Source organism: Amycolatopsis solani, assembly GCF_033441515.1.
In the GTDB taxonomy this organism is placed as follows: Bacteria; Actinomycetota; Actinomycetes; order Mycobacteriales; family Pseudonocardiaceae; genus Amycolatopsis; species Amycolatopsis solani.
On record NZ_JAWQJT010000002.1, the window covers coordinates 2,171,174 to 2,193,021 of the forward strand.

The window sequence follows — 21,848 nt, forward strand, 5'->3', positions numbered from 1 at the left end:
AGGAGACCACGATGACCACCACCGCAGCTCCCGCCCGCCGCACCTCGACCACCACGCTCGTCGCGGCCGGGGCCGTCCCCGTGCTGATCCTCGGCCAGTTCGCGTTCCTGTCCGCGATCCCCATCGCCGTCGTCCTGGCGGGAGCGCTGCGGGCGAGAAGTCCGCTGCGCTGGTGGGCTTCAGGGCTCGCCGCGGTCTACGCCGCCCTGGTCGGGACCTGGCTGCTGGGGCCGAGCAGCGCGCCCAGCCTGTCGAAGTTCCTGAGCCCGGTCGCCACGGGGGTGTTCGCCGCGGCCGGGATCGCGGTGGCGGTCGCCGCCGTGGTCAGCCGCCGGCGTGGCCGATGAGGAACGCCGTGAGGAAACCGAGCGTGGCGAGCAGACCGGTGTAGAGCTCGGTGCGTTCGAACGCTTCGGGGATCATGGTGTCGGCGATCATCGCCAGGATCGCCCCCGCGGCCACCGCCGTGATCGCGGCGACGGTCGCGGGGGAAGCCGTCCGCAGCAGCAGGTTGCCGAAGAGGGCGGCGGCCCCGCTGGCGACGGCGATGCCGCCCCACACCCCGAAGACGTACCGGGCGCCGCGCCCGGCGTTCTTCATGCCCGCCGCGCTGGACAGCCCTTCCGGGACGTTCGAGATGAACACGGCCGCGAGCACCGCCAGGCCGACTCCTCCCCCGCCGAGCAGCGACACCCCCAGCACCACGGACTCCGGCACGCCGTCGAGCAGCGCGCCGACGGCGATGGCGGCCCCGCTGCCCGCGGTGTCCTGTTCGGACGGTTGCCGGTCATCGGAACGCTTGCGGTGGCGGGCACCCCGCCGGGCCAGCAGCACGTTGATCCCCACGTACCCGGCCGCACCGGCAAGGAAGCCACCCGCGGTCGGCGCGAGGCCGCCGGTCCGCTGCGCTTCGTCCACGAGGTCGAAGGCCAGCGCGGAGATCAGCACCCCGGCCCCGAAGGCCATCACCCCGGCGACCACCCGCTGCGGCACGCGCACCCACCACGCGACCGCGGCGCCGAGCACGAGCGCGGCCCCGCCGAGCAGGCCCCACAGCCCGGCCTCCGCCCATTGCGGCACGAGAACCCCTTCCACCGGCGGCCGATATGTCGACTGTGGCGCGGGTCACGGAATGCCCGTGGATCTTCGGCGCTACACCCGGAGAGAACCCGTTCGACCCCGAGGGAGCACCATGTCCACCACCACCCCGGAAGAAGTCACCGCGCCGGCCGTGCCCGCGCTGGACGACTTCGACTTCGAGCTCACCGACGGTGCCGCCTGCCGGATCGACGACCCGGACTGCGAAGCCTGCCAGTGAGACCCGGCGCCGGCCGGGCACACCCGGCCGGCGCCGGAAACCCCTACAAGTGCATGGCCAGCCACAACGCCATCCAGGCGAGGCACGCCAGCGCGCCGCCCACCCCGAACGCCAGCAGTACGCGTCGCAGCCCCGCGACGACCCCGGCCCGGCCCGTCATTTCGGTGATTCCCGCATCAGCCATGGCGAAGTGATGCCCCCGTCCGGGCGCGGCAAACCTCGGCGCTAGCCCGCGTCGCCCATCACCAGCCCTTCGATCGTGTGCTTCTGGGTGATCGGCCGCAGCACGTCGACGATCGGGCAGTCCAGGTGCGCGCGCACGGATTCCGGCAGCGACGCCCAGAACTCGCGGGTCACGGCGGTGTCGTGGCGGGCGTCGTTGCCCGCGCCCGGCGCGTCGAGGCCGAGCACGAGCACCGGGCGGGACTTGGCCGAGTGGTTCGCCGTGCCGCGGTGGATCGTCAGCGCCGAGCGGACCGAGACGTCGCCCATCCGCGGGAACTTGCGGGCCGCGAGCTCCCGGTAACGCGGGTAGGCCGTGCGCGGCGGGAACATGCCGTGATCGAAGGCCTCGCCGTCGTCCCAGTGCGTGCCGGGCGCGATTTCGAACGGGCCCATGTCCGGCTCGGTGTCGACCGCGGTCACGTTGATCGCCAGCGATGTCAGCCTGCGGTGCCGCGCGGTTTCTTCCGGCATCGGGAAGTCCCGGTGCCACGGCTGGTCGACCGCGCCGGCCAGCGGGACGTCGAAGCCGACCTCGACGATCCGGTAGTCCGGCCCCAGCACCGCTTCGGCGACGGCCGTGAGCCACGGGTGGCTCACCAGGTCGGCGAACCCGCGCAGCTGCTCCGGGTGGATCTCGACGTAGAAGCGGTTCGGCCCGCGGCCGACGGCGCCGCCCGGCCGGGCGCGGGCCTCGGTGAACGCCGCGTCGATGTCTTCGCCGAGGCGCTCGACCCAGTCGCGGGTGAAGGCCTGCGGCAGGCCGATGATGCCGTCCCGGACGAGGCGCTCGGTGAGCGTCTCGAGGTCGGCGGCGGGCAGCGAAGTGGGAGCGGACATCCGGTCCTCCTGGGGCACGACGGCGTGGCACCTCAGTTTGCAACGTGGCATGCCACGTTGCAAGAGGTACGCTCCCCGGGTGAACCCGAAACTGCGTGACGTGGCCGAACACGCCGGTGTGTCCGTGCGGACGGTGTCCAACGTGGTCAACGGGTTCCGGTACGTGGCCCCGGCGACCCGCGAGCGGGTGCAGGCGAGCATCGACGCGCTCGGCTACCGGCCCAACCTGGCCGCCCGGACGCTGCGGCGCGGCCGGACCGGGCTGATCGCGCTGGTGATCCCCGAGATCGACTCGCCGTACTTCGCCGAGCTCGCCGCGCGGACCGTGCGCATCGCCGAAGCCCGCGGCCTGACCGTGCTCATCGACCAGACCGACGGCGACGCCGAGCGCGAGAAGCAGCTGCTGCACGGGCAGCGCAGCCAGCTGGTCGACGGCGTCCTGTTCAGCCCGTGGGCGGTGGCGCCCGCCGAGCTGGCCGCGCGCACCGACCCGGTCCCGCTGGTGCTGCTCGGCGAGCACGACGGCACCGGGGGCGTCGACCACGTCGCGATCGACAACGTCGAGGCGGCCCGCGAAGCCACCGCCCACCTGCTGGCCGCCGGCCGCCGCCGGGTCGCGGCGCTGGGCATCCAGCCGCGTTCGCTGAACGCGACGGCCCGGCAGCGCCTCACCGGCTACCGGCGGGCACTGGCCGACGCGGGGTTGCCCGCCGCCCCGGAGCTGGAAGTCGCGGTCCGGCGCCTGCACCGCGCCGACGGCCACGCCGCGATGCTCGCCCTGCTGGAGCTGCCCGAACCGCCCGACGCGGTCTTCTGCTTCACCGACGAGCTGGCCCTGGGCGCGCTGCGCGCCGCCGCCGACCGCGGCGTCACTGTCCCCGGCGAGCTGGCTCTGGTGGGTTTCGACGACATCGAAGACGGCCGCTACAGCGTCCCCGCGCTCACGACGGTCTCCCCGGACAAGGACCGCATCGCGGAACTTGCGCTGGACCGCCTGACCCAGCCCCCGGCCGGCCCCCGCTCGATCGTCGCGCCGCACCGGCTGGTGGTCCGCGGCACCAGCTGAGCTACAGCGCGAGCGCCACCCGGTCCCGGCCCGCCTTCTTGCCCGCGTACAGGGCTTCGTCGGCCGCGCGGATGACCTCGTCCAGGCCCGCTTCGGGCTCCGCCGGGTGCAGGGCCGCGCCGATGGTCGCCGACAGCGCGACCGGTTCGCCGGCGGGCGTGGTGATGCGCAGCGCCCGGATCCGGACGCGGATCCGCTCGGCGACCGCCCGGACCTCGGCTTCGTCGACGTCGGGCAGCAGGACGGCGAACTCTTCCCCGCCGTAGCGCCCGACCGTGTCCCCGCGCCGGACGGTCTTCGCCAGCACGGTCGCGACCTCGGCGAGGACGTCGTCGCCGACCGGGTGGCCGTGGGTGTCGTTGATGCGCTTGAACCAGTCGAGGTCGATCATCAGCACGCCGGTCCGGCCGCCGGTGGTGCGGGCGCGCTGGAGCGCCCGCTCGGCCTGCTGGTGCCACGCGATCGCGTTGAGCAGCCCGGTGCGCTGGTCGGTGCGCGCGGCGAGCTTGAGCTGGTCGAGCTGGACGCACTGGTGCAGCGCGAACGTCGGGATGATCATCAGCAGCGCCGCGGGCGGCCACCACAACAGGGCGAGCGCGACGAACACGCCGAGTGCCAGCTGGCTGACCTCCAGGAGGTTGTCCGAGGCGCTGCCCAGCAGCCGCCGGGGGTGCTCGACGGTGACCGTCCACGCGATGACCGCGCCGACGAGCGCGGTGTTGACCGTCCACTGCACGGCGCCCGCGGCGACCACGGCGGCGAGGTCCGCCCAGCCGGGCCGGGCGCCGTCGCCGAGGTGGGCGAGGTGCTCGTGCGCGCCGGTCAGCCGCAGCACGGCGGCCGCCGCGGCCGCGGCCAGCGCGAGCGTGGCGGCGGTGAACACCGTGCGGTGCGGCGGGCGGACCGGGTCGAACCGGTTGACCAGCAGCCAGCGGTGGCCGTAGATCACCGCGACCAGCGCGAGCTCGAGGACCAGCGGCAGGGCGAGCACCCCGGCGAAGATCCAGACGCTGCAGAGGTCGACGTACGGCGAGCCGGTGCGGTCACGGCGCCGCTGCTCGATCAGGTGTGAAGCGTGCAGGTGCGGCAACGCGGCCGCGGCCAGCCAGCCCGCCGTCGCCCACTCCTGGGGTGTCGGCGCCGTCCGCGCCGCCAGCACCAGGACGGCCAGCGCCGCCAGATCGACCGCCAGTACGAAGAACCGCACCCGCCCGGGCAACGACCACAGCTTCCACCGCGGTGGTGCCCAGCCCCCTGGAACGCTCGTGCCTCCGCTCATCGCAGCGCCTCCCCGCCCGGCTCCGCGCCGGTGAACACCTGCTCGCCCAGGGTAGTCGCGTTGCGGTCGGGTGTCAGCCGTTTCCCCGCGGCGCGACCCGACCGGGCGGCTGGGACGATTCGGAGTATCCGAGACCGGACGAACCGCACGGAAAGGCGAGCCGATGAGCGACAAGGGCTGGTGAACCCCCGCGTCCGACCCCGTTCCGCCGGGCATCGAGAAGAGGAGCGCGCGATGAGCGACAAAGGCTGGTGAACCCCCGTCCCCCCACCCCCGGCCACCGACAAGGAGCAGGCGATGAGCGACAAAGGCTGGTGAACCCGCGTCAGGCTTCGGCGGGCAGGGCGGCCGAGACCACGTCCGGCCGCCGTCGTGACCACGCGGCGGCCGCGGCGAGCGCGACCAGCGCTCCCGCGGTGCCCGCCACGGCGATCGCCGTGGCCGCCCCGGCCAGCTGCGCGAGCACCCCGCCGAGCACGATCCCGAGCCCCTGCCCGGCGATCAGCCCGGTCCGCGCGAAGCCGAGGGCCCGTCCCCGCAGCGGCGGCGGCGACAGCTGGACGAACGTCGCCCCCGCGGTGACCTGGTACGCCGAGCACACCCCGGACAGGAACAGCAGCGCCAGCGCCGTGCTCAGCGCGGGCTGGGCCCAGTAGGCCACGAGCGGCGCCGACGTCCCGACCGCGAGCACGCCCAGCGCGCGCACCCGCACCCGCCGCGCGACCAGCCGCAGCAGCAGCGCGCCGGCGACCGCGCCCGCCGGTTCCGCCGCGAGGAGCACCCCGATCCAGCCGCCACCCGCGCCGACTTCCCTGGCGAACGGCACCGCGAGCCCTTCGGGGACGACAGTGAACAACGCCAGCCAGCCCAGCCAGACCAGCGTCGCGAGCGTCCGGTCGCGGCGGACGGCGACCGCGCCCGCGGCGACCTGCCGCCACCACGACGTCCCGCCCGGGGTCCGGCCACCGGCCGGCGGGTGGACGCCGAGGCCGGTGCGGATCAGCACCGCCGAGACGGCGAAGGTGGCGGCGTCGATCGCCAGCGCGGTGTGCGCGCCGACGCCGGTCACCACGAACGCGGCCGCCGCGAACCCCAGCACCAAGCACAGCTGCGTGGTGACCTGCTGCACCGCTTGGCCGGCTTCGTAGCGGGTGCCCAGCAGCTCCGGCAGCACCGCGCCCTGCGCCGCCGAGAACGGCGCTTCGGCGAGCTGGACGAGCACCAGCAGCGCCGCCATCAACGGCAGCGGAGCCGTGGGCAGGGCCATCACCGCCACGAGCGCCGCCCGCACGACGTCGCACGTCACCATGACCCGGCGCCGGGGGAACCGGTCGGCCAGCCACGAAAGCAGCGCGCCCGAGACGAGCGCGGGCAGCATCGACAGCGCGTACGTCGCCGCGCTCAGCGCCGCCGATCCGGTGCGCTGGAACACGAGGATCGACAGCGCGACGCGCGCCAGCTGGTCGCCGGCCACCGAGAGCAGGCCGGCGAACCACACGACCCGGAACCCGCGCACCGCGAACGCCGACCACGTTCCGGCCATCCCCACCCCCCAGGCTGTCACGGAGAGCGCCGCCTGAAGCGCTCAGCGTAGTGCCTGCCCGGAGCCGCGGTCCACCACTACGCGACCGGCGGGGTGCCATGGGTGTGGAAGGATTCGATCGTCTTCAGCCCCCACGCCTGTCCCTTGGCCCGCTCGGCCTCGGTCCAGGTGATCGGCTCCCAGTCCGGTGCGAAGATCAGCCGCCCGGTGGGGTTGCACAGCTCGACGCGGTTGCCGCCCGGTTCGTAGACGTAGAGGAAGAACGTCTGCTGGATCGCGTGTTTGTGCGGCCCGGTCTCGATGTGGACGCCGTTTTCGAGGGCGATGTCCGCCGCGCGCAGGATGTCTTCGCGGGTGTCGGTCGCGAAGGCGATGTGGTGCAGGCGCCCGCTCGAACCGGTCCGGTCGTTGGTGTAGACGAGGTCGTAGGACTTCTGCGCGAAGTGCGTCCACTGCCCCGAAATCACGCCGCTGTCGAGCTGGATCTGTTCGGTGACGCGGCCGCCGAGCGCGTCGCAGACGAAACGCCCGTTGGCTTCCGCTTCCCGGGCCAGGTAGTTGACGTGGTCGAGGCGGCGGACGCCGACCCCGCGCCCGGGGTAGGCCTGCGCCTGGTTCTTGAGCGCGGGCCGCAGGTGCTCCGGTGGCGCGTAGCGCTCGGTTTCCCAGTACAGCTCGAGTTCGTGGCCGTCCGGGTCGCGGAACAGGTACGTCGGGCCGATCCCGGTGTCGCCGTCGACCCAGCCGACGCCGAGCCCGCGCTCCTCGAGCGCGGCCACCCGGCGGTCGAGGGCTTCGCGGCTCGACGCGCGCAGCGCCGTCCGCCCGACCCCGGACGTCTTCGCGGCGGTGAGCTTCAGGCTGTGGTGCTCGTAGTCGTCCCAGGTGCGCAGGTAGACCGAGTCGCCGTCGGTGCCGTTCTCGGTCAGGCCGAGCACGCGGACGAAGAAGTCGAGGCTCTTCTCCGGCTCCGGCGTGCGCAGTTCGACGTGTCCCAGGTGCGCGATCTCGTGGCGCGGCGAGGGGTCGGGCATGGCTGGCTCCTCAGGAACGGGGGAAAACGGTGCCGTCGAACAACTTCCGCGCGGTCCGGATCACGGTCGAGCGGCGGACCCGGGCCCCGTCGAACTCGATCGCCACGGCCAGCTTGCCGCTCGGGTGCTCGATCTCGACGGGTCCGCCGCCGGCTTCGAGCAGCTCGTGGCCGACGGCGCCGTCGAGCAGCAGCGCCGTGACGACGCTGACGCCGCCGAGCACGCCGATCGACGGGTGCGGCTTGACCGGGATGAACGTCCGGGTGCAGACGGCACCGCCGTCGCGGGGCGCGGCGACCAGCGTGGTCTTCGGGACCGAGCTGCCGCGGACGTCGCCGAGGCCCATCAGCTTCCCGGCTTCGACGCGCAGGGCGTCGATCCGGCCGGCGAGCTCGGCGCCGTCGAGGTCCTCGACCGGCTCGTACCCGGTGATGCCGAGGTCTTCGGCGCGCGCGACGACGACCGGCATCCCGTTGTCCACACAGGACACCGCGATGCCGCCGATGTCATCGCGGACGTGGCCGGTGGGCAGCAGGCTGCCGCAGATCGACCCTTCGGTTTCGGTGAAGTCCAGTTCGACCGGGGCCGCCGTGCCGGGCACGCCGGAGATCGCCGTGCCGCCGCGGTAATCGACTTCGCCGCCGGGGGTGGCGAACGTCGAGACGGCGATCGTGCCGGTGTTGAGCAGCCGCACGCGAACGGTGGTGCGTTCGGCGCCGGCCGCCACGAGACCGCGTTCGACGGCGAACTGGCCGACCCCGGCCAGCAGGTTGCCGCACGTCTGCCGGTCGGAGACGGTCGCTTCTTCGACACCGAGCTGCAGGAACAGGTAGTCGACGTCGTGGTCCGGCCCGTCCGCCCGGGACACGATCGCGACCTTGCTGGTGACCGGCTGGGCACCGCCGAGGCCGTCGATCTGGCGTGGGTCGGGGGTACCCATGATCCGCAGCAGCAGGTCGTCGCGGTCCGCGGGGTCGGCGGGCAGGTCGTCGGCGAGGAAGTACGCGCCCTTCGACGTCCCGCCGCGCATGAGCATGCAGCGCACGCCGGTCATGCCTGCTCCTTCTCGTACTCCCCGGCGGTCAGGTACCGGACGCCGAGCGCTTCGAGTTTTTCGCGCAGCCCGTAGCGGTCCAGGCCGAGCTGGCCGGTGGCGAAGGCCTCCCGGGCGGCGGCTTCCTTTTCCAGGCGCGCCTGTGCGGCGTCCAGTCCGGTTTGGACGTCTTCGCGGCGGACGCGCATGACGCCGTCGTCGTCGGCCAGGATCGCGTCACCGGGGCGGATCAGCTGGCCGCCGATGGCGACCGGGACGTTCACCGCGCCGGCGGTCGCCTTGACCGTGCCCTGCGCGCTGATCGCGGCCGACCACACCGGGAAGCCGAGCGCGCGCAGGTCGGTGACGTCGCGGACGCCGGTGGTGGTGACCAGGCCGCGCACCCCGCGGTGGCGCAAGGCGGTCGCGAAGAGTTCCCCGAAGAGCCCGTCCAGGCAAGGCGAAGTCGTGGTGACCACGAGGATGTCGCCTTCGCGGCACTGCTCGATGGCCGCGTGGATCATCAGGTTGTCCCCGGGCCAGCAGAGCGCGGTGACGGCGGTGCCGCCGACGCGCGCGCCGTCCTGGATGGGCCGCAGGCCGGGCCCGAGCAGCCCGGAGCGGCCGAGGGCCTCGTGCACGGTGGCGACGCCGTAGTCGGCCAGGCGCGTCACCTGCTCGAGATCGGCGCGCGGCGGGTCGGTGACGATGACGGGCTTCATGACGGTCACCGTACGGTTCCGTCGCCAAGATTGTCAACAATCTTGGCGACGTTCTGTTCAGTGTTCTGTTCAGGGGTGGAGCGGGGAGACCTCCGCGTCGGCCGCCTTGAGCGCCTCGATCACGCTGCCGAGGTGCACCCGGGCGGCTTCGGCGGCCCGCTCGGGGTGATGCGCGCAGATGGCGTCGATGATCGCGAGGTGCTCCGGCAGCGAGACCTGCGGCCGGCCGGGCCGCATCGCCAGCCGGAACTGGTGGCGGACGCTCTGCCCGCGCAGCCGTTCGAGCACCTGCGCGGCGGTCCGCTGCCCGCTGATCTCGCGGACCCGCCGGTGCAGCCGCTGGTTGAGGCCGGAGTACCCGACGACGTCCCCGCTCGCGACGGCCTGCTGCATGAGCTCGCCGAGTTCGCGCAGCTCGCCGACCTCGGCGTCGGAAACGCGTTCGGCCGCCTTGGCCGCGCACAGCGATTCGAGCATCATCCGGACCTCGGAGATCTCGACGGCCTCCTCCAGCGAGACCGCGCGCACCCGGGCCCCGCGGTTCTGCACGCGTTCGACGAGCCCTTCGTTGGTCAGCTCGATCAGCGCGGCCCGCACGGTGGCGCGGCTCGCGGCGAACTGGGCGGACAGGTCCGCCTCGACCAGCCGCTGGTTGGGCACGAACTCGCCGCGGACGATCGCGTCCCGGATGGCGGCCACCACCGAACGCTCCCCCGGCCGCCGGTCCGCAGCACTCTCGGTCATACCCTCGACTCCGATTTTGTTGACAATTTTGTCGAGCACATCGTGTACTCGATCGTAGCTGGCGAGGAGGATTCTGCTATGACCGGAACCATCGCGGTACTCGGTTTGGGGGAAGCGGGCGGCGAACTGGCCCGTGACCTGGTCGCGGCCGGGGCGGCGGTGCGCGCGTACGACCCGGCCGTCCCCACTGCCGCGGCGGGCGTCACCGTGACCGGCTCCGAGGCCGAAGCGGCCGAAGGAGCCGCTCTCGTCCTCAGCGTGAACAGCGCGTCGGCGGCGCTCGACGCCCTTCGCGCCGGCCTCCCCGGCCTGCGCCCGGGCGCGGTCTGGGCCGACTTGAACACGGCCTCCCCCGGCGCGAAACGCCGGCTGGCCGCGCTCGCCGCCGAGCACGACGTCCCGTTCGCCGACGTCGCGATCATGGCCCCGGTCCCCGGGCGCGGATTGCGCGTCCCCATGCTGACCACCGGGAACGCCGCCGAGACCGTCGCCGCCACCTTGAACGGCCTGGGCGCCGACGTCGAGGCGATGCCCGGCGAGGCCGGGCTCGCCGCCGAGCGCAAGCTGCTTCGCAGCGTGTTCTTCAAGGGCATGTCCGCGGCCGTCGTCGAAGCCCTGCAGGCCGCCCGCGCCGCCGGCTGCGAGGACTGGCTGCGCGAGATCGTCGTCGGCGAACTGACCGCGGCCGGCCCGGCCACGGTCGACCGGCTGGTCACCGGCTCCTACCGGCACGCCGTCCGCCGCACCGCCGAAATGGCGGCCGCCGCGGAGATGCTCGGGGACCTGGCCGTCCGGGCCGACGTCGCCGCCGCGGCCCGGGACCAGCTTCGACACATAGCTGATTCACAGGATTGTTAACAATCTTGATGTGAGTCTTGTGTTCAATATCTCACACGATGTAGCTTTCGGACGTCTTCGCGGCCCCGGGACGAAAGGGACGACGATGTCCGTACGAGAAACCGGCGGCTCGACCGCCGCCACGGTCCGGCTCTCGCTCCGGGTGACCGCGTTGTGCTGGGTCCTGGTCCTGCTCGACGGGCTGGATCTCTTCGTCTACGGCGCGACCCTGCCGGGCGTCCTCGCGGACAAGGGCTTCGGCCTGACCCCCGTCACCGGCGGGGAAATCGGCAGCCTGACGACGTTCGGGATGATGCTCGGCGCGCTCTCGGCCGGCATCCTCACCGACCGGATCGGGCGCCGGAAGATCATCATCACCGGCGTCGTCGTGTTCTCGCTGGCCGCCGCGGCCTGCGCCGCCGCTCCGACGCCGGGCTGGTTCGGGGCGGCGCGGTTCGTCGCCGGCGTGGGACTGGGCGGGCTGCTGCCGTCGGCGATCGCGATGGTCATGGAGTACGCGCCGGCGTGGCGGCGGAACCTCGCCGTCACCACGGTGATGACGGCGCACCAGGCGGGCGGCGCGCTGGCCGGGGCGCTCGGGATGACGCTGGTCGGGTCGCTGGGCTGGCGTTCGGTGTACTGGCTGGGCGCGCTGCTGCTCGTCCCGGTCCTCCCGGCGATCGCCTTCCTGCTGCCCGAATCGCTGACGTTCTTGCTGGCCAAGGGAAAGACCGAACGGGCGCGGGCGATCGCGGACCGGCACGGCGTCGTGCTCCAGGCGTTCGCCCCCGAACCGGCCGAGGAGCGGCGCGGCGGCCTGCGGGGCCTGTTCACGCCGTCGGTCCGGCTGACGACGGTCCTGTTCTGGATCGCCTCGTTCGCCGGCCTGCTGCTGGTGTACGGCGTCAACACCTGGCTGCCGACCATGATGCGCGGCAGCGGCTACAACCTCGGTTCCGCGATCAGCTTCCTCCTGGTGATCAACCTGGGCGGCATCGCGGGCATGCTCGTCGCCGGCCGGCTCGCCGACCGGTTCGGGGCCCGGCCGGTCGCGATCACCTGGTTCGCCCTCACCGCGGGCGGCGTCGGCCTGCTGGCGGTGCACCTGCCGCTGGTGGTCACCTACGTCGTCGTGTTCCTGACGGGCGCGTGGCTGTTCAGCGCGCAGACGCTGATCTACGCGGCGGTCGGCGCGTACTACCCGGCGGACAGCCGCGCGACCGCCCTCGGCTGGGTCTCCGGCGTCGGCCGCCTCGGCGCGGTGTTCGGCCCCTGGCTCGGCGGCGTCCTGGTCGCGAGCGGACTGTCCACTTTGGGCTTCCTCGTCTTCGCGGTGGCGGGCCTCCTGGGCGCGGCGATGGTGGCACTGGTCCGGCGGCCCGCGCTCGTCGCACAGGCCGCCTGACGCCGGCTGGGTGACGAACGCCGTGGGGCCCGAAGCCCGCAGCGGGTGAGCTGCCGGCGGGCCGCGCGGAGTTTGCCCGTTCCCCCAGCGGGTAGCCCGACCCGACCCCGGTGAAAGGAAACCCCGATGCCCGCGATGACCCGCGTCCTGGGAGCGTTGACGGCCGCCTACAGCGCGACGATCATCGCCGCGCCCCGCGTGCTCGCCAAGCCGTGCGGACTCACCACGCCGACCGGCGGGGTCAGCTCCGGCGTGCGCACCCTGATCGGCGGGATCGGCGCCCGCGACGCGGCGATCGGCCTGGCCATGGTGTTCGCGCCGGCGGGGCGGCCCCTGCAGGTCGCCCTCGCCGCACGCGTCGCTTCCGACGCCGCCGACGCCCTCGTCTTCGGCACCACCCTGCCGGACCGGACCGCGCGGAAGAAGGTCGCCGCGTTCGCCGTGGCCTGGGCCTCGCTCTGCGCGGTTTCCGCGGCGGTCCGGTGACCGTCAGATCCCGTCAGACCCCAGCGGGCTCGGCGGCGGCCGGCTTGAGCCGGGCCTGGCGGGTCCGCGGGCCGAACAGGGCCAGCACCACCGCGCCGACCAGCCACGTGCCCGCGATGAAGAAGAACACGCTCTGGTAGCCGCTGTTGTTGTACAGCGAGGCCACGATCAGCGGACCGGCCGCGTTCGACAGCCGGCCGAGGCCGTACGACACGCCCGTGCCCAGCGAGCGGCCGCGCGTGTCGAACAGCTCCGGCGAATACGCGTAGCCGAGTGCGGTGTAGCCGCGCTCGAACATGTTGACCAGGAAGCCGAACACCACGATCAGGACCGGGTTGAACGTCAGGCCGTAGAACAACCCGCACAGCGCGATGATCGCGCCGAACGCGACCAGGCACCACTTGCGCTCGAAGCGGTCGGTGACCAGGGCCGCCAGGTACGAGCCGAGCGGCGCGCCGACCGTCGTCAACGCCACGTAGAACACCGACTTCTCGACGCTGAAGCCTTCCTTGGCCAGCAACGTCGGCGCCCAGCTCGAATACCCGAAGAACCCGATCGTCTGCGTCACCCACAGGACCGTGAGCAGCAGCGTCGGCAGCAGGTACTTCTTGCGCAGCAGCAACCGCAGCGGCGCCTTGGCGACCGGGGCTTCCTCGATCGGCGGCGCCGGCTCCGGCAGCGGGCCCTTCTCGGCCGCGACCCGCGCTTCGATCTCGCGCAGCACCGCGTCGGCCTTCGCGTGTTCGCCCCGGCTTTCGTACCAGCGCGGCGATTCCTTCAGCTGCCGGGTGAACAGCACCAGCAGGACGCCGAGCGCGCCCCACAGGTAGACCAGCCGCCACTCCCAGTCGCCGAGCGGCACCACGAGGCTCGCGATCAGGTTGGTCACCGGGGTGCCGCAGATGCCGATCACGATCGCGTAGGCCTGGTACTTGCCGCGGCTGGCCGCGGGGTAGAGCTCGTTGACGTAGATGACCGCGACGACGGTCATCGCCGAGAGGCCGGCCGACGTCAGGACGCGGAACACGCCCAGCGACACGATGTCCCAGGAGAACACCGCCGCGAACGAGAAGACGCCGAACCAGACGGTCGTCCACATGAGAGCGTTCTTGCGGCCGAAGCGGTCGGCGAGCGTGCTCGCGATGATCGAGCCGAAGAACATCCCGACGAACGACAGCGAGGTCACGTAGGCGACCTGGTTCACCGTCACGCCCCACAGCTTGATGAGCTTGGGCGCGGTGGTGGCGAAGCTGTTGATGTCCGCGAACTCGAAGAAGTAGGCGAACGAGACGGCGATCAGGGTGAGCTTGTGGAAGCGCGAAATCGGCAGGCGGTTCAGCCGGTTGAGCGCGTTGGCGTGCTGCATTGCATGCCCTTCAGGGGGTTTCAGGCGGTTTCGCCGGGCCAGTAGAGGCGCATCGGGTTGTCGACGAGCAGCTTCCGCCGTGCCTCCGCGGTTTCCGCGATCAGCGGCACGTGGTCGACGAGGAGCCCGTCGTCGGGCATGTGGCTCTTGAGGTTCGGGTGCGGCCAGTCGGTCCCCCACAGCACCCGGTCGGGGAACTCCGCGACGACGCGCCGGGCGAACGGCACGACGTCGGCGTAGGCGTGCCGTTCGCCGTCGAGCGCCGGGGGTCCGGTCACGGTGAGCCGCTCGGGGCAACTGACCTTCACCCAGACGTCGTTGCGCTCGGCGAAGCGCAGGAAGCGGCCGAAGTCCTTGCCTTCCGCGGATTTCGTGACGTCCGGCCGTCCCATGTGGTCGATCACCAGCGGCACGGGCAGCGTGCCGAAGAAGTGTTCGAGATCGGGCAGGTCGGCGGCTTCGAAGTACAGCACGACGTGCCAGCCGAGCGGGGCGATCTTCTTCGCGATCACGGCGAGGTCGTCCGTGGGCACGGCGTCGACGAGCCGCTTGACGAAGTTGAACCGCACGCCCCGGACGCCGGCCGCGTCGAGCTCCCGCAGTTCCGCCTCGCCGATGTCAGGACGGACGGTCGCGACGCCGCGCGCCCGCCCGCCGGCCGCCCGGACGGCGTCGAGCATCGCGGAGTTGTCGGCGCCGTGGCAGGTCGCCTGCACGATGACGTTCCGGGAGACCCCGAGGTGGTCGCGCAGCGCGAAGAGCTGGTCCTTGCTCGCGTCGCACGGCGTGTACTTGCGCCCGGGCGCGAACGGGAACTCCTGCTGCGGGCCGAAAACGTGGCAGTGGGCGTCCACGGTGCCCGGTGGCAGCGTGAAGTCCGGTGTGGACGGACCCGCGTACCAGTCCAGCCAGCCCGGCGTCTTCGGCGCGGTCACCGGCCTTGCCCCTTCAGCAGGGCGTCCAGGCGCGGGTAGACGGCGCGGGCGTTGTGCTCCCGGATCGCCGCCCAGTCCGCTTCGGGCAGGTTCGCGGCCTCGGCGTACCGGCGGGTGTCGTCGAAGTGGTGCCCGGTGCGCGGGTCGACGCTGCGGACCGCGCCGATCATCTCGGACGCGAAGAGGATGTTGCGGGCCGGGACGACGTCGAAGAGCAGGTCCGAACCCGGCTGGTGGTAGACGCAGGTGTCGAAGAAGACGTTGCCCAGCACGTGCTCCTCGAGCTCCGGCTTGCCCAGCGCCATCGCGAGGCCGCGGAACCGGCCCCAGTGGTAGGGCACCGCGCCGCCGCCGTGCGGGATGATCAGCTTCAGCGTCGGGAAGTCGGCGAACAGGTCGCCCTGCACGAGCTGCATGAACGCGGTCGTGTCGGCGTTGAGGTAGTGCGCGCCGGTCGTGTGGAACGCCGGGTTGACGCTGGTGGAGACGTGCACCATCGCCGGGATGTCGTACTCCGCCATCTTCTCGTAGATCGGGTACCACGAGCGGTCGGTCAGCGGTGGGGCCGTCCAGTGCCCGCCGCTCGGGTCGGGGTTGAGGTTCAGCGCGACGGCGCCGTACTCCTCCACGCAGCGGGTCAGCTCCGGAACGCAGGTGGCGGGGTCGACGCCCGGCGACTGCGGGAGCATCGCCGCGGGCGCGAACCGGTCCGGGTAGAGCGTGCTGACGCGGTAGCAGAGCTCGTTGCAGATCGCGGCCCACTCCGCCGACGTCTCGAAGCCGCCGACGTGGTGGGCCATGAAGGACGCGCGGGGCGAGAAGATCGTCAGGTCGATCCCGCGTTCGTCCATCAGCTTCAGCTGGTTCGGCTCGATCGTCTCGCGCAGCTCGTCGTCGCTGATCCGCAGGTCGGCCCGCACGGGCTGGGCGGCCGAGCCGTCCAGCGCGGCGATCTGCTGGTCGCGCCACGCCGCGAGCGCGGGTGGTGCGGTGGTGTAGTGGCCGTGGCAGTCGATGATCAAGGTCAGTCCTCGTCGCTTCGCATGCTTGATGGTCGCACCCTAATCGTCGATGAAATTGTTTACAATATCTGCGACGAGGTTGTGACCGTGCGCTGAGCACCCCGAACCACGGGTGACGGCTTACCGCGGTCTCAGCGTTCCGGTGGCCGTCCGCCGCCCGGACCGGTCGCGGACGGCCGTGGTCGTCGCGTCCGCGCCCGGCCGGGCCGAGGCGATCAGGCCCTGGAAGTCGAACAGCGGCGCCACGAGCCGGTACTCGAAGCTCAACGGCCCGGTGACCCCGCGGGCCCGGGCGGCTTCGGCCATCGCGACCGCCTGCAGCGGCCCGTGGGTGAGCAGCCCGGGATAGCCCTCGACGTCGCGGCAGTAGTCGCGGTCGTAGTGGATGCGGTGGGCGTTGTACGTCAGCGCCGAGAAGCGGAACAGCAGCGTGGGCGTCACGTCGAGGGACCACTCCCCCGCGGCCGGCAGCACCTCGGGGCCGCCGGCCGAGTGTGCCTCCCCGGTGCCGGCACCCCGGTAGACGAGGTCCTGCTCCTCGTCGACGACGAGCCGGCCCGCCTGGTGGATCCGGCGGGCGACCGTGACGAAGGTCAGCGGCCCGGACCGGCCCTGCTTCTCGCGCGTCGCCACGACTTCCGAGTGCCGGGTGGCGTCCGCACCCCAGCGGAGTTCCCCGGTCGTGCGCACCCGGCCGCCGGCCCACATGCGACGTCCGGGTGGCGTCCCGTCGCGGACCGGGTGCCCGTCCGGGCCCAGGTCGGCCTGGGCGGGCCGGTCGAGCAGGTACACCCAGTGCCACAGCAGCGGCAGGACGCCGTCCTCGGGAACGCCGACGCCGAGCAGCGCGGCGAGCGCCTCGGCGGGCCCGGGGAGGATGCGCTCGGTGATCACGCGCGGTCACCCCCGATCGGGTGGCGCTTGACCAGCTGCCGGGCGATGACCGTGCGCTGGATTTCGTTGGTGCCCTCGCCGACGATCATCAGCGGCGCGTCCCGGAAGTAGCGTTCGACGTCGAACTCCGTGGAGTAGCCGTAGCCGCCGTGGATGCGCACCGCCGCCAGCGCGATCTCCATCGCCGTCTCGGACGCGAACAGCTTCGCCATGCCGGCTTCGAGGTCGGCGCGCGCACCGGAGTCGTAGCGCCGGGCGGCGTGGTGGACGAGCTGGCGCGCCGCCTCCAGCTTGGTGGCCATGTCGGCGAGGTGGTTGCCGACCGACTGGTGCTGCCAGATCGGCTTGCCGAACGTCTCGCGTTCCTGGGCGTAGCGCAGGGAATCCTCCAGCGCGGCCCGGCCGACGCCGAGCGCGCGGGAGGCGACCTGGATCCGGCCGATCTCCAGGCCCCGCATCATCTGCGCGAACCCCTTGCCCTCGACCCCGCCGAGCAGCGACGCCGACGGCGTCCGGAAGTCCACAAAGGACAGCTCGCAGCTTTCGACGCCCTTGTAGCCCAGTTTCGGCAGGTCGCGGGAGACCTCGAACCCCGGGCCGTGCTCGACGAGCAGGATGCTGATGCCCGCGTGCGCGGGTTCGGCGCGCGGATCGGTCTTGCACAGCAACGCGACGAGCTGCGAACGGCGGGCGTTGGTGATCCACGTCTTGGCGCCGTCGACGACGTAGGTGTCCCCGTCCCGGCGGGCGGTGGTGCGCAGCGCCTGCAGGTCGGACCCACCGCCGGGCTCGGTCAGCGCCATCGTCGCGCGAACCTCACCGGTGGCCATCCGCGGCAGGTAGTGGTCCTGCTGCGCGCGCGTGCCGTGCTCGGCGATGAGCTTCGCGACCACGGTGTGCCCGCCCATCGCGCCGGCCAGGCTCATCCAGCCCCGCGCCAGTTCCTCGGTGATCACGGCGTAGCACTGCGCGGACACCCGCGCCTCACCCCACGGTTCGGGGACGGCGAGCCCGAAGACGCCGAGCCGCTTCATCTGCTCGATGAGCGCTTCGGGGTAGGTGTCGGCGTGGTCCAGTTCCCGCGCGGACGGCCGGACGTCGCGGTCCACGAAGTCGCGCACCACCGCGACGATCGCGGTCTCCTCTTCGGTCAGCCCGTCCATTCCGCTCCTCTCGATCGGCTCGCCCCTCATCATGACGCACTGTTCCATCAATCTCATTTGATGTAATCTGCCGGGATGGCGTCACCGGAGCCACCGCCGTTCGTCCGCCTCGCCGCGCACCCGCTGCGGTGGTCGCTGCTGACCGCGCTCGCCGGCCGCGACCTGCGGGTCCGCGAGCTGGTGGAGCGCGTCGGCCAGCCCCAGAACCTGGTCTCCTACCACCTGCGGCTGCTGCGCGACGGCGGGCTCGTCGGGGTCACGCGCAGCAGTTTCGACGGGCGCGACAGCTACTACCACCTGGACCTCGACCGGTGTTCCGCCGCGCTGACGGCGACCGGCGCGGCGCTGCACCCGGCGTTGCTCCGCGAGCCCGCGCCCGCCGCGGCGGGGGTCACCGTGCTGTTCGTCTGCACCGGCAACAGCGCCCGCTCCCCCATCGCCGAAGCCCTGCTGCGGCAGCGGACCGGCGGCCGGGTGGCCGCGGCCAGCGCGGGCACCCACCCGAAAGCCGCGCTGCACCCGGAGGCCGTCCGGGCGCTGGCCGGGGAGTTCGGCATCGACCTCGCCGGGCAGCGGCCGCGGCACCTGGACGCGGTCGCCGGGCAGCGGTTCGACCACGTGATCACGGTGTGCGACAAGGCCCGCGAGGTCTGCCCGGCCTTCCCGCACCGGCGGCACTGGAGCATCCCGGACCCGGCGGCCGCGCACGATCCCGGCGCGTTCCGGCGCACCGCGGCCGAGCTCGACACGCGCGTCCGGCACCTGCTGCCGGAACTCGCTGCGGCACAAGGCAAGGAGGACCGGTCATGACCGATCAGCTCGCGAGCGTCCGGTACATCGTCGACGACGTCCCGGCGGCCATCGCCTTCTACACCACCCACCTCGGCTTCACGGTGCGGATGAGCGCCGCACCCGCGTTCGCCGACGTCGTCCGCGGCCCGTTGCGGCTGCTGCTCTCGGGGCCCGCCAGCTCGGGTGCCCGCGCCACCCCGGCGGACGCGTCGGCGGCGGGCCGCAACCGCATCCACCTGGTGGTCCCGGACCTGGACGCGGAGATCCGGCGGCTGGACGAGGCCGGGGTGCGGTTCCTCGGCGACGTCGTCGCCGGGCCGGGCGGGCGGCAGATCCTGCTCGCCGACCCCGCGGGGAACCTGGTCGAGCTCTTCGAAGCCGCCCACTGACGCCAGCCGAAAATTACCAAAGGTAAGTTCTGCTGCCTTCTTGACATGACCAATGGTCAGGAGGAGGGTACTGGCCACCCGATTCGTCTAGACCAATCGGCCTCCCCGCGGACGGCATCCCAGGAGGAGACCCATGTCCCGTACCACCCGGACCACCACCGCAGCCCTCACCAGCCTCGCCACCGTGGCCGCCACCGCCCTCATCCTCTCCGGCGGGGCCGGCGCCAGCCCGGCGGCCGCCGCGGCCGCCGACTGCGGTGTGCTCTTCGACGACTTCCACTACGCCTCGCCCACCGACTCCGCCTTCAGCGGGGCCGGGTGGACCACCCGCAACGACGTCGGCAGCCCCGGGGTGCCCGGCGCGCGCTGGCTCACCAGCAACGTCAGCTTCCCGACGGTCAACGGCGAGCGGGTCGCGCAGCTCACCGCGAGCACCGACGGCTCCGCGAACGGCACCACGCACGCCGAGCTGTACCAGAACCAGCTGCGGTTCTTCGAAGGCACGTACGCCAGCCGGGTCCGCTTCACCGACGCGCCGGACAGCGGGACCGACGGCGACCACGTCAACGAAACCTACTTCACGATCTCGCCGCTGCGGTACGACCGCGACCCGCTCTACAGCGAGCTGGACTTCTCCGAGTACCTGCCCAACGGCGGCTGGGGCGGCTCGCAGGCCAACTACCAGACCAGCTGGTACACCTACTGGAACAACCCGACGTGGGACGGGCTGCGCACGTCCACCGCGCAGAACCGCAGCCTGGCCGGCTGGCACGACATCGTCACGCAGGTCTCCGGCGGGCACGTCAAGTACTACATCGACGGCGTCCTGACCGCCGACCACACCACCGACGCCCAGGGCAACCCGGTGTACCCGCGCACGCCGATGTCGATCAACTACAACATGTGGTTCATCGACACCGCGGGCCACACGAGCGGGAACAGCGTCTACACCGAGCAGGTGGACTGGACCTACTACGCCGGCAACCAGGTCGTCTCCCCCGCCGACGCCGTCGCGAAGGCCGGGCAGTACCGCACCTCCGGAACGTCCCACGTGGACACCGTCACCGGCTGCACCACCCCGACCAGCCCGCCGGCGACCACGACCACCAAGCCGACCACCCCGACGACGCCCACCACCCCGACCACGCCGTCCCAGCCCGCCGACTGCTCGAGCGCGCCGGAATGGGACTGGGGCACGGTGTACCTCGGCGGCCAGCGCGTGAAGCACAGCGCCCACCTCTGGCAGGCGAACTGGTGGACCCAGGGCTCCGAGCCCGGCCTCACCGCCCAGTGGGCCGACCTCGGCCACTGCTGACCCCCATCTCCCCCCGGCAGGTCGTGAGTGTTTAGGCGGGTTCTAACCCTCCTAAACACTCACGACCCCCGCACCGCACCCACCTCACGCCTCCGGGAATCCCCATGCGCAGACGCATCCTCGCCGCCGCACTGGCCGTCGCCGCACTGGCCGCCAGTGCCTGTGGCACCGACACCCCCGCTCCCGCCGCCGGCGGGGGCACCCTGACCGTCTGGCTGATGAACGGCGACCTGAGCGACAAGGCCACCGCGGCGATCAACGCCGCGTTCGAGAAGGCCACCGGCGCGAAGGTCACCGTCCAGATCCAGGAATGGGACAACATCAACACCAAGATCAGCACCGCGCTGGCCCAGGACACCACGCCGGACGTCATCGAGATCGGCAACACGAACGTCCCGCTGTTCGCCGCCAACGGCGCGCTGACCGACCTCACCCCGCACCGCGCCGAGCTCGCCGCCGGGCAGACCTGGCTGCCCGGCCTGATCGGGCCGGCCACTGTGGACGATCACGTCTACGCGGCCCCGCTGTTCGCAGGCAACCGCTCGGTGATCTACGACAAGCAGGTCTGGGCCGACGCCGGCGTCACCGCGCCGCCCACGACGTACGCCGAGCTCACCGCCGCGCTCGACAAGATCAAGGCGAAGCACTCCGCGCCGGACTACTCGGTCTTCCACTTCCCCGGCCGGTACTGGTTCGGCGCGCTGCAGTTCGTCTGGGACGCCGGTGGCCGGATCGCCGTGCAGCAGGACGGCAAGTGGGCCGGCGCCCTCGAAAGCCCGGAGGCGCAGAAGGGACTGCAGGCCTGGAAGGACTTCCAGAACGCCTACTCCTCCCCCGCGTCCCGCAACGTCGACACGAAGGCACCCGACCAGGCCGCCGTCTTCTCCGCCGGCGGCGCCGCGGCCATCCTCGACACCAGCGTCAACACCGTCGTCAAGAACAAGCCGGAGCTCAAGGACCGCCTCGGCACGTTCCCCTTCCCCAGCGCCACGCCCGGGCAGACGCAGCCGGTCTTCCTCGGCGGGTCCGACCTGGCGATCGCGGCCAAGAGCCGCAACCAGGACCTCGCGCTCGCCTACGTCAAGGCGGCGACCGACCCGGCCGTGCAGCGCGACGCGATCGTCGGCATCGACGGCTGGACCCCGATTTCGACCGAGCTCATCGACCGGATCACGCCGTCGCTGCCGCCGCTCAACGCCGCGTTCGCCACCGCGGCCAAGACCAGCGTCGCGACACCGGCCGCACCCGGCTGGGCGACCATCGAGAGTGACAAGTCGATCAACACGTTCTTCGCCGACATCGCGACCGGGCGCAAGCCGATCGCCCAAGCGGCCAAGGACTTCGACGCCCACCTCACCGAAGCGCTCAACGCCCGCTGACCGGCGGGGCAGCCCGGCTGACCGCCGTCCCCGCCGGGCCGCCCCGCCCCTTTCCCGCTTCCGA

General features: G+C 72.4%; 24 protein-coding genes. 10 read left to right on the top strand and 14 right to left on the bottom strand.

The annotated features are described in order from the left end of the window. Positions 1–11 precede the first annotated feature (11 nt). Positions 12–347 carry a hypothetical protein gene (locus SD460_RS30525; protein ID WP_290061888.1) on the top strand — a complete coding sequence of 112 codons (336 nt, stop codon included), beginning with the start codon at positions 12–14 and terminating at the stop codon, positions 345–347. Here the strand turns inward: SD460_RS30525 and SD460_RS30530 are convergent. After that, positions 325–1,080 (bottom strand): ZIP family metal transporter, encoded by a 756-nt coding sequence (locus tag SD460_RS30530; RefSeq protein ID WP_290061889.1) that lies wholly within the window; start codon positions 1,078–1,080, stop codon positions 325–327. The two genes, SD460_RS30525 and SD460_RS30530, sit on opposite strands and share 23 nt — an antisense overlap. A 112-nt stretch (positions 1,081–1,192) precedes the next feature. Between SD460_RS30530 and SD460_RS30535 the strand changes: the two genes are divergently transcribed. Continuing rightward, on the top strand, positions 1,193–1,318 hold the full coding sequence (locus SD460_RS30535; protein WP_264086312.1) for a hypothetical protein: 126 nt from the start codon (positions 1,193–1,195) through the stop codon (positions 1,316–1,318). Between the two features lie 43 nt (positions 1,319–1,361). Here SD460_RS30535 and SD460_RS30540 read toward each other — a convergent pair whose 3' ends face one another. Together SD460_RS30540 and SD460_RS30545 are read right to left on the bottom strand one after the other, a co-directional pair. Further along, a complete protein-coding gene (locus SD460_RS30540; RefSeq protein ID WP_169734863.1) occupies positions 1,362–1,502 on the bottom strand; it encodes a hypothetical protein in 141 nt (46 codons plus the stop codon). A 41-nt stretch (positions 1,503–1,543) separates the two neighbouring features. After that, on the bottom strand, positions 1,544–2,380 hold the full coding sequence (locus SD460_RS30545) for a phytanoyl-CoA dioxygenase family protein (RefSeq protein WP_290061891.1): 837 nt from the start codon (positions 2,378–2,380) through the stop codon (positions 1,544–1,546). Between the two features lie 79 nt (positions 2,381–2,459). Here SD460_RS30545 and SD460_RS30550 point away from each other — a divergent pair, with 79 nt between their 5' ends. Further along, the gene (locus tag SD460_RS30550) at positions 2,460–3,446 is read left to right on the top strand and encodes a LacI family DNA-binding transcriptional regulator (protein WP_290061892.1); all 987 of its coding nucleotides are present in this window, start codon (positions 2,460–2,462) and stop codon (positions 3,444–3,446) included. A gap of 1 nt (position 3,447) precedes the next feature. On the opposite strand, the gene SD460_RS30555 is transcribed toward SD460_RS30550, so the two are convergent. From SD460_RS30555 to SD460_RS30580, 6 genes are all read right to left on the bottom strand, one after another. Beyond that, on the bottom strand, positions 3,448–4,725 hold the full coding sequence (locus tag SD460_RS30555; RefSeq protein WP_318307087.1) for a GGDEF domain-containing protein: 1,278 nt from the start codon (positions 4,723–4,725) through the stop codon (positions 3,448–3,450). A 325-nt stretch (positions 4,726–5,050) separates the two neighbouring features. After that, positions 5,051–6,268, bottom strand: a complete 1,218-nt coding sequence (locus SD460_RS30560; protein WP_318307088.1) for an MFS transporter — start codon at positions 6,266–6,268, stop codon at positions 5,051–5,053. 77 nt (positions 6,269–6,345) lie between these two features. Then, on the bottom strand, positions 6,346–7,302 hold the full coding sequence (locus SD460_RS30565; protein ID WP_290055538.1) for a catechol 2,3-dioxygenase: 957 nt from the start codon (positions 7,300–7,302) through the stop codon (positions 6,346–6,348). 10 nt (positions 7,303–7,312) lie between these two features. Next, positions 7,313–8,356 (bottom strand): 4-oxalomesaconate tautomerase, encoded by a 1,044-nt coding sequence (locus tag SD460_RS30570; RefSeq protein ID WP_290055537.1) that lies wholly within the window; start codon positions 8,354–8,356, stop codon positions 7,313–7,315. Then, positions 8,353–9,057 (bottom strand): 4-carboxy-4-hydroxy-2-oxoadipate aldolase/oxaloacetate decarboxylase, encoded by a 705-nt coding sequence (locus tag SD460_RS30575; protein WP_290055536.1) that lies wholly within the window; start codon positions 9,055–9,057, stop codon positions 8,353–8,355. The genes SD460_RS30570 and SD460_RS30575 overlap by 4 nt, the downstream gene beginning before the upstream one ends. A 69-nt stretch (positions 9,058–9,126) precedes the next feature. Continuing rightward, positions 9,127–9,801, bottom strand: coding sequence for a GntR family transcriptional regulator (locus SD460_RS30580; RefSeq protein ID WP_290055535.1), 675 nt, complete (start codon positions 9,799–9,801; stop codon positions 9,127–9,129). Between the two features lie 78 nt (positions 9,802–9,879). Between SD460_RS30580 and SD460_RS30585 the strand changes: the two genes are divergently transcribed. From SD460_RS30585 to SD460_RS30595, 3 genes are all read left to right on the top strand, one after another. Next, positions 9,880–10,659, top strand: coding sequence for an NAD(P)-binding domain-containing protein (locus SD460_RS30585; protein ID WP_290055534.1), 780 nt, complete (start codon positions 9,880–9,882; stop codon positions 10,657–10,659). A gap of 85 nt (positions 10,660–10,744) precedes the next feature. Further along, a complete protein-coding gene (locus SD460_RS30590) occupies positions 10,745–12,043 on the top strand; it encodes an MFS transporter (RefSeq protein WP_318307089.1) in 1,299 nt (432 codons plus the stop codon). Positions 12,044–12,169: 126 nt separating this feature from the next. Beyond that, positions 12,170–12,529, top strand: a complete 360-nt coding sequence (locus SD460_RS30595) for a hypothetical protein (protein ID WP_290055532.1) — start codon at positions 12,170–12,172, stop codon at positions 12,527–12,529. 13 nt (positions 12,530–12,542) lie between these two features. Here the strand turns inward: SD460_RS30595 and SD460_RS30600 are convergent, their stop codons facing one another. The 5 genes from SD460_RS30600 to SD460_RS30620 all read right to left on the bottom strand — a co-directional run bounded on the left by SD460_RS30600 (position 12,543) and on the right by SD460_RS30620 (position 17,909). After that, positions 12,543–13,895: an MFS transporter gene (locus SD460_RS30600; RefSeq protein WP_290055531.1), complete on the bottom strand. Its 1,353-nt coding sequence runs from the start codon at positions 13,893–13,895 to the stop codon at positions 12,543–12,545. Positions 13,896–13,915: 20 nt separating this feature from the next. After that, positions 13,916–14,830, bottom strand: coding sequence for an amidohydrolase family protein (locus SD460_RS30605; protein WP_290055530.1), 915 nt, complete (start codon positions 14,828–14,830; stop codon positions 13,916–13,918). After that, positions 14,827–15,852, bottom strand: a complete 1,026-nt coding sequence (locus SD460_RS30610; RefSeq protein ID WP_290055529.1) for an amidohydrolase family protein — start codon at positions 15,850–15,852, stop codon at positions 14,827–14,829. The genes SD460_RS30605 and SD460_RS30610 overlap by 4 nt, the downstream gene beginning before the upstream one ends. Before the next feature lie 120 nt (positions 15,853–15,972). Further along, complete coding sequence (locus SD460_RS30615; protein WP_318307090.1) at positions 15,973–16,746, bottom strand: HTD2 family dehydratase; 774 nt, start codon at positions 16,744–16,746, stop codon at positions 15,973–15,975. Next, a complete protein-coding gene (locus SD460_RS30620; RefSeq protein ID WP_318307091.1) occupies positions 16,743–17,909 on the bottom strand; it encodes an acyl-CoA dehydrogenase family protein in 1,167 nt (388 codons plus the stop codon). Before SD460_RS30620 ends, SD460_RS30615 begins: the two co-directional genes overlap by 4 nt. Before the next feature lie 75 nt (positions 17,910–17,984). Here SD460_RS30620 and SD460_RS30625 point away from each other — a divergent pair, with 75 nt between their 5' ends. The 4 genes from SD460_RS30625 (at position 17,985) to SD460_RS30640 (ending at position 21,784) form a co-directional block, all read left to right on the top strand. Beyond that, positions 17,985–18,719: an arsenate reductase/protein-tyrosine-phosphatase family protein gene (locus SD460_RS30625; RefSeq protein ID WP_318307092.1), complete on the top strand. Its 735-nt coding sequence runs from the start codon at positions 17,985–17,987 to the stop codon at positions 18,717–18,719. Then, complete coding sequence (locus tag SD460_RS30630; protein WP_290055526.1) at positions 18,716–19,090, top strand: VOC family protein; 375 nt, start codon at positions 18,716–18,718, stop codon at positions 19,088–19,090. The genes SD460_RS30625 and SD460_RS30630 overlap by 4 nt, the downstream gene beginning before the upstream one ends. 133 nt (positions 19,091–19,223) lie before the next feature. Further along, positions 19,224–20,405 (top strand): carbohydrate-binding protein, encoded by a 1,182-nt coding sequence (locus SD460_RS30635; RefSeq protein ID WP_290055525.1) that lies wholly within the window; start codon positions 19,224–19,226, stop codon positions 20,403–20,405. A 104-nt stretch (positions 20,406–20,509) separates the two neighbouring features. Further along, positions 20,510–21,784 (top strand): extracellular solute-binding protein, encoded by a 1,275-nt coding sequence (locus SD460_RS30640; RefSeq protein WP_290055524.1) that lies wholly within the window; start codon positions 20,510–20,512, stop codon positions 21,782–21,784. Positions 21,785–21,848: the final 64 nt, after the last annotated feature.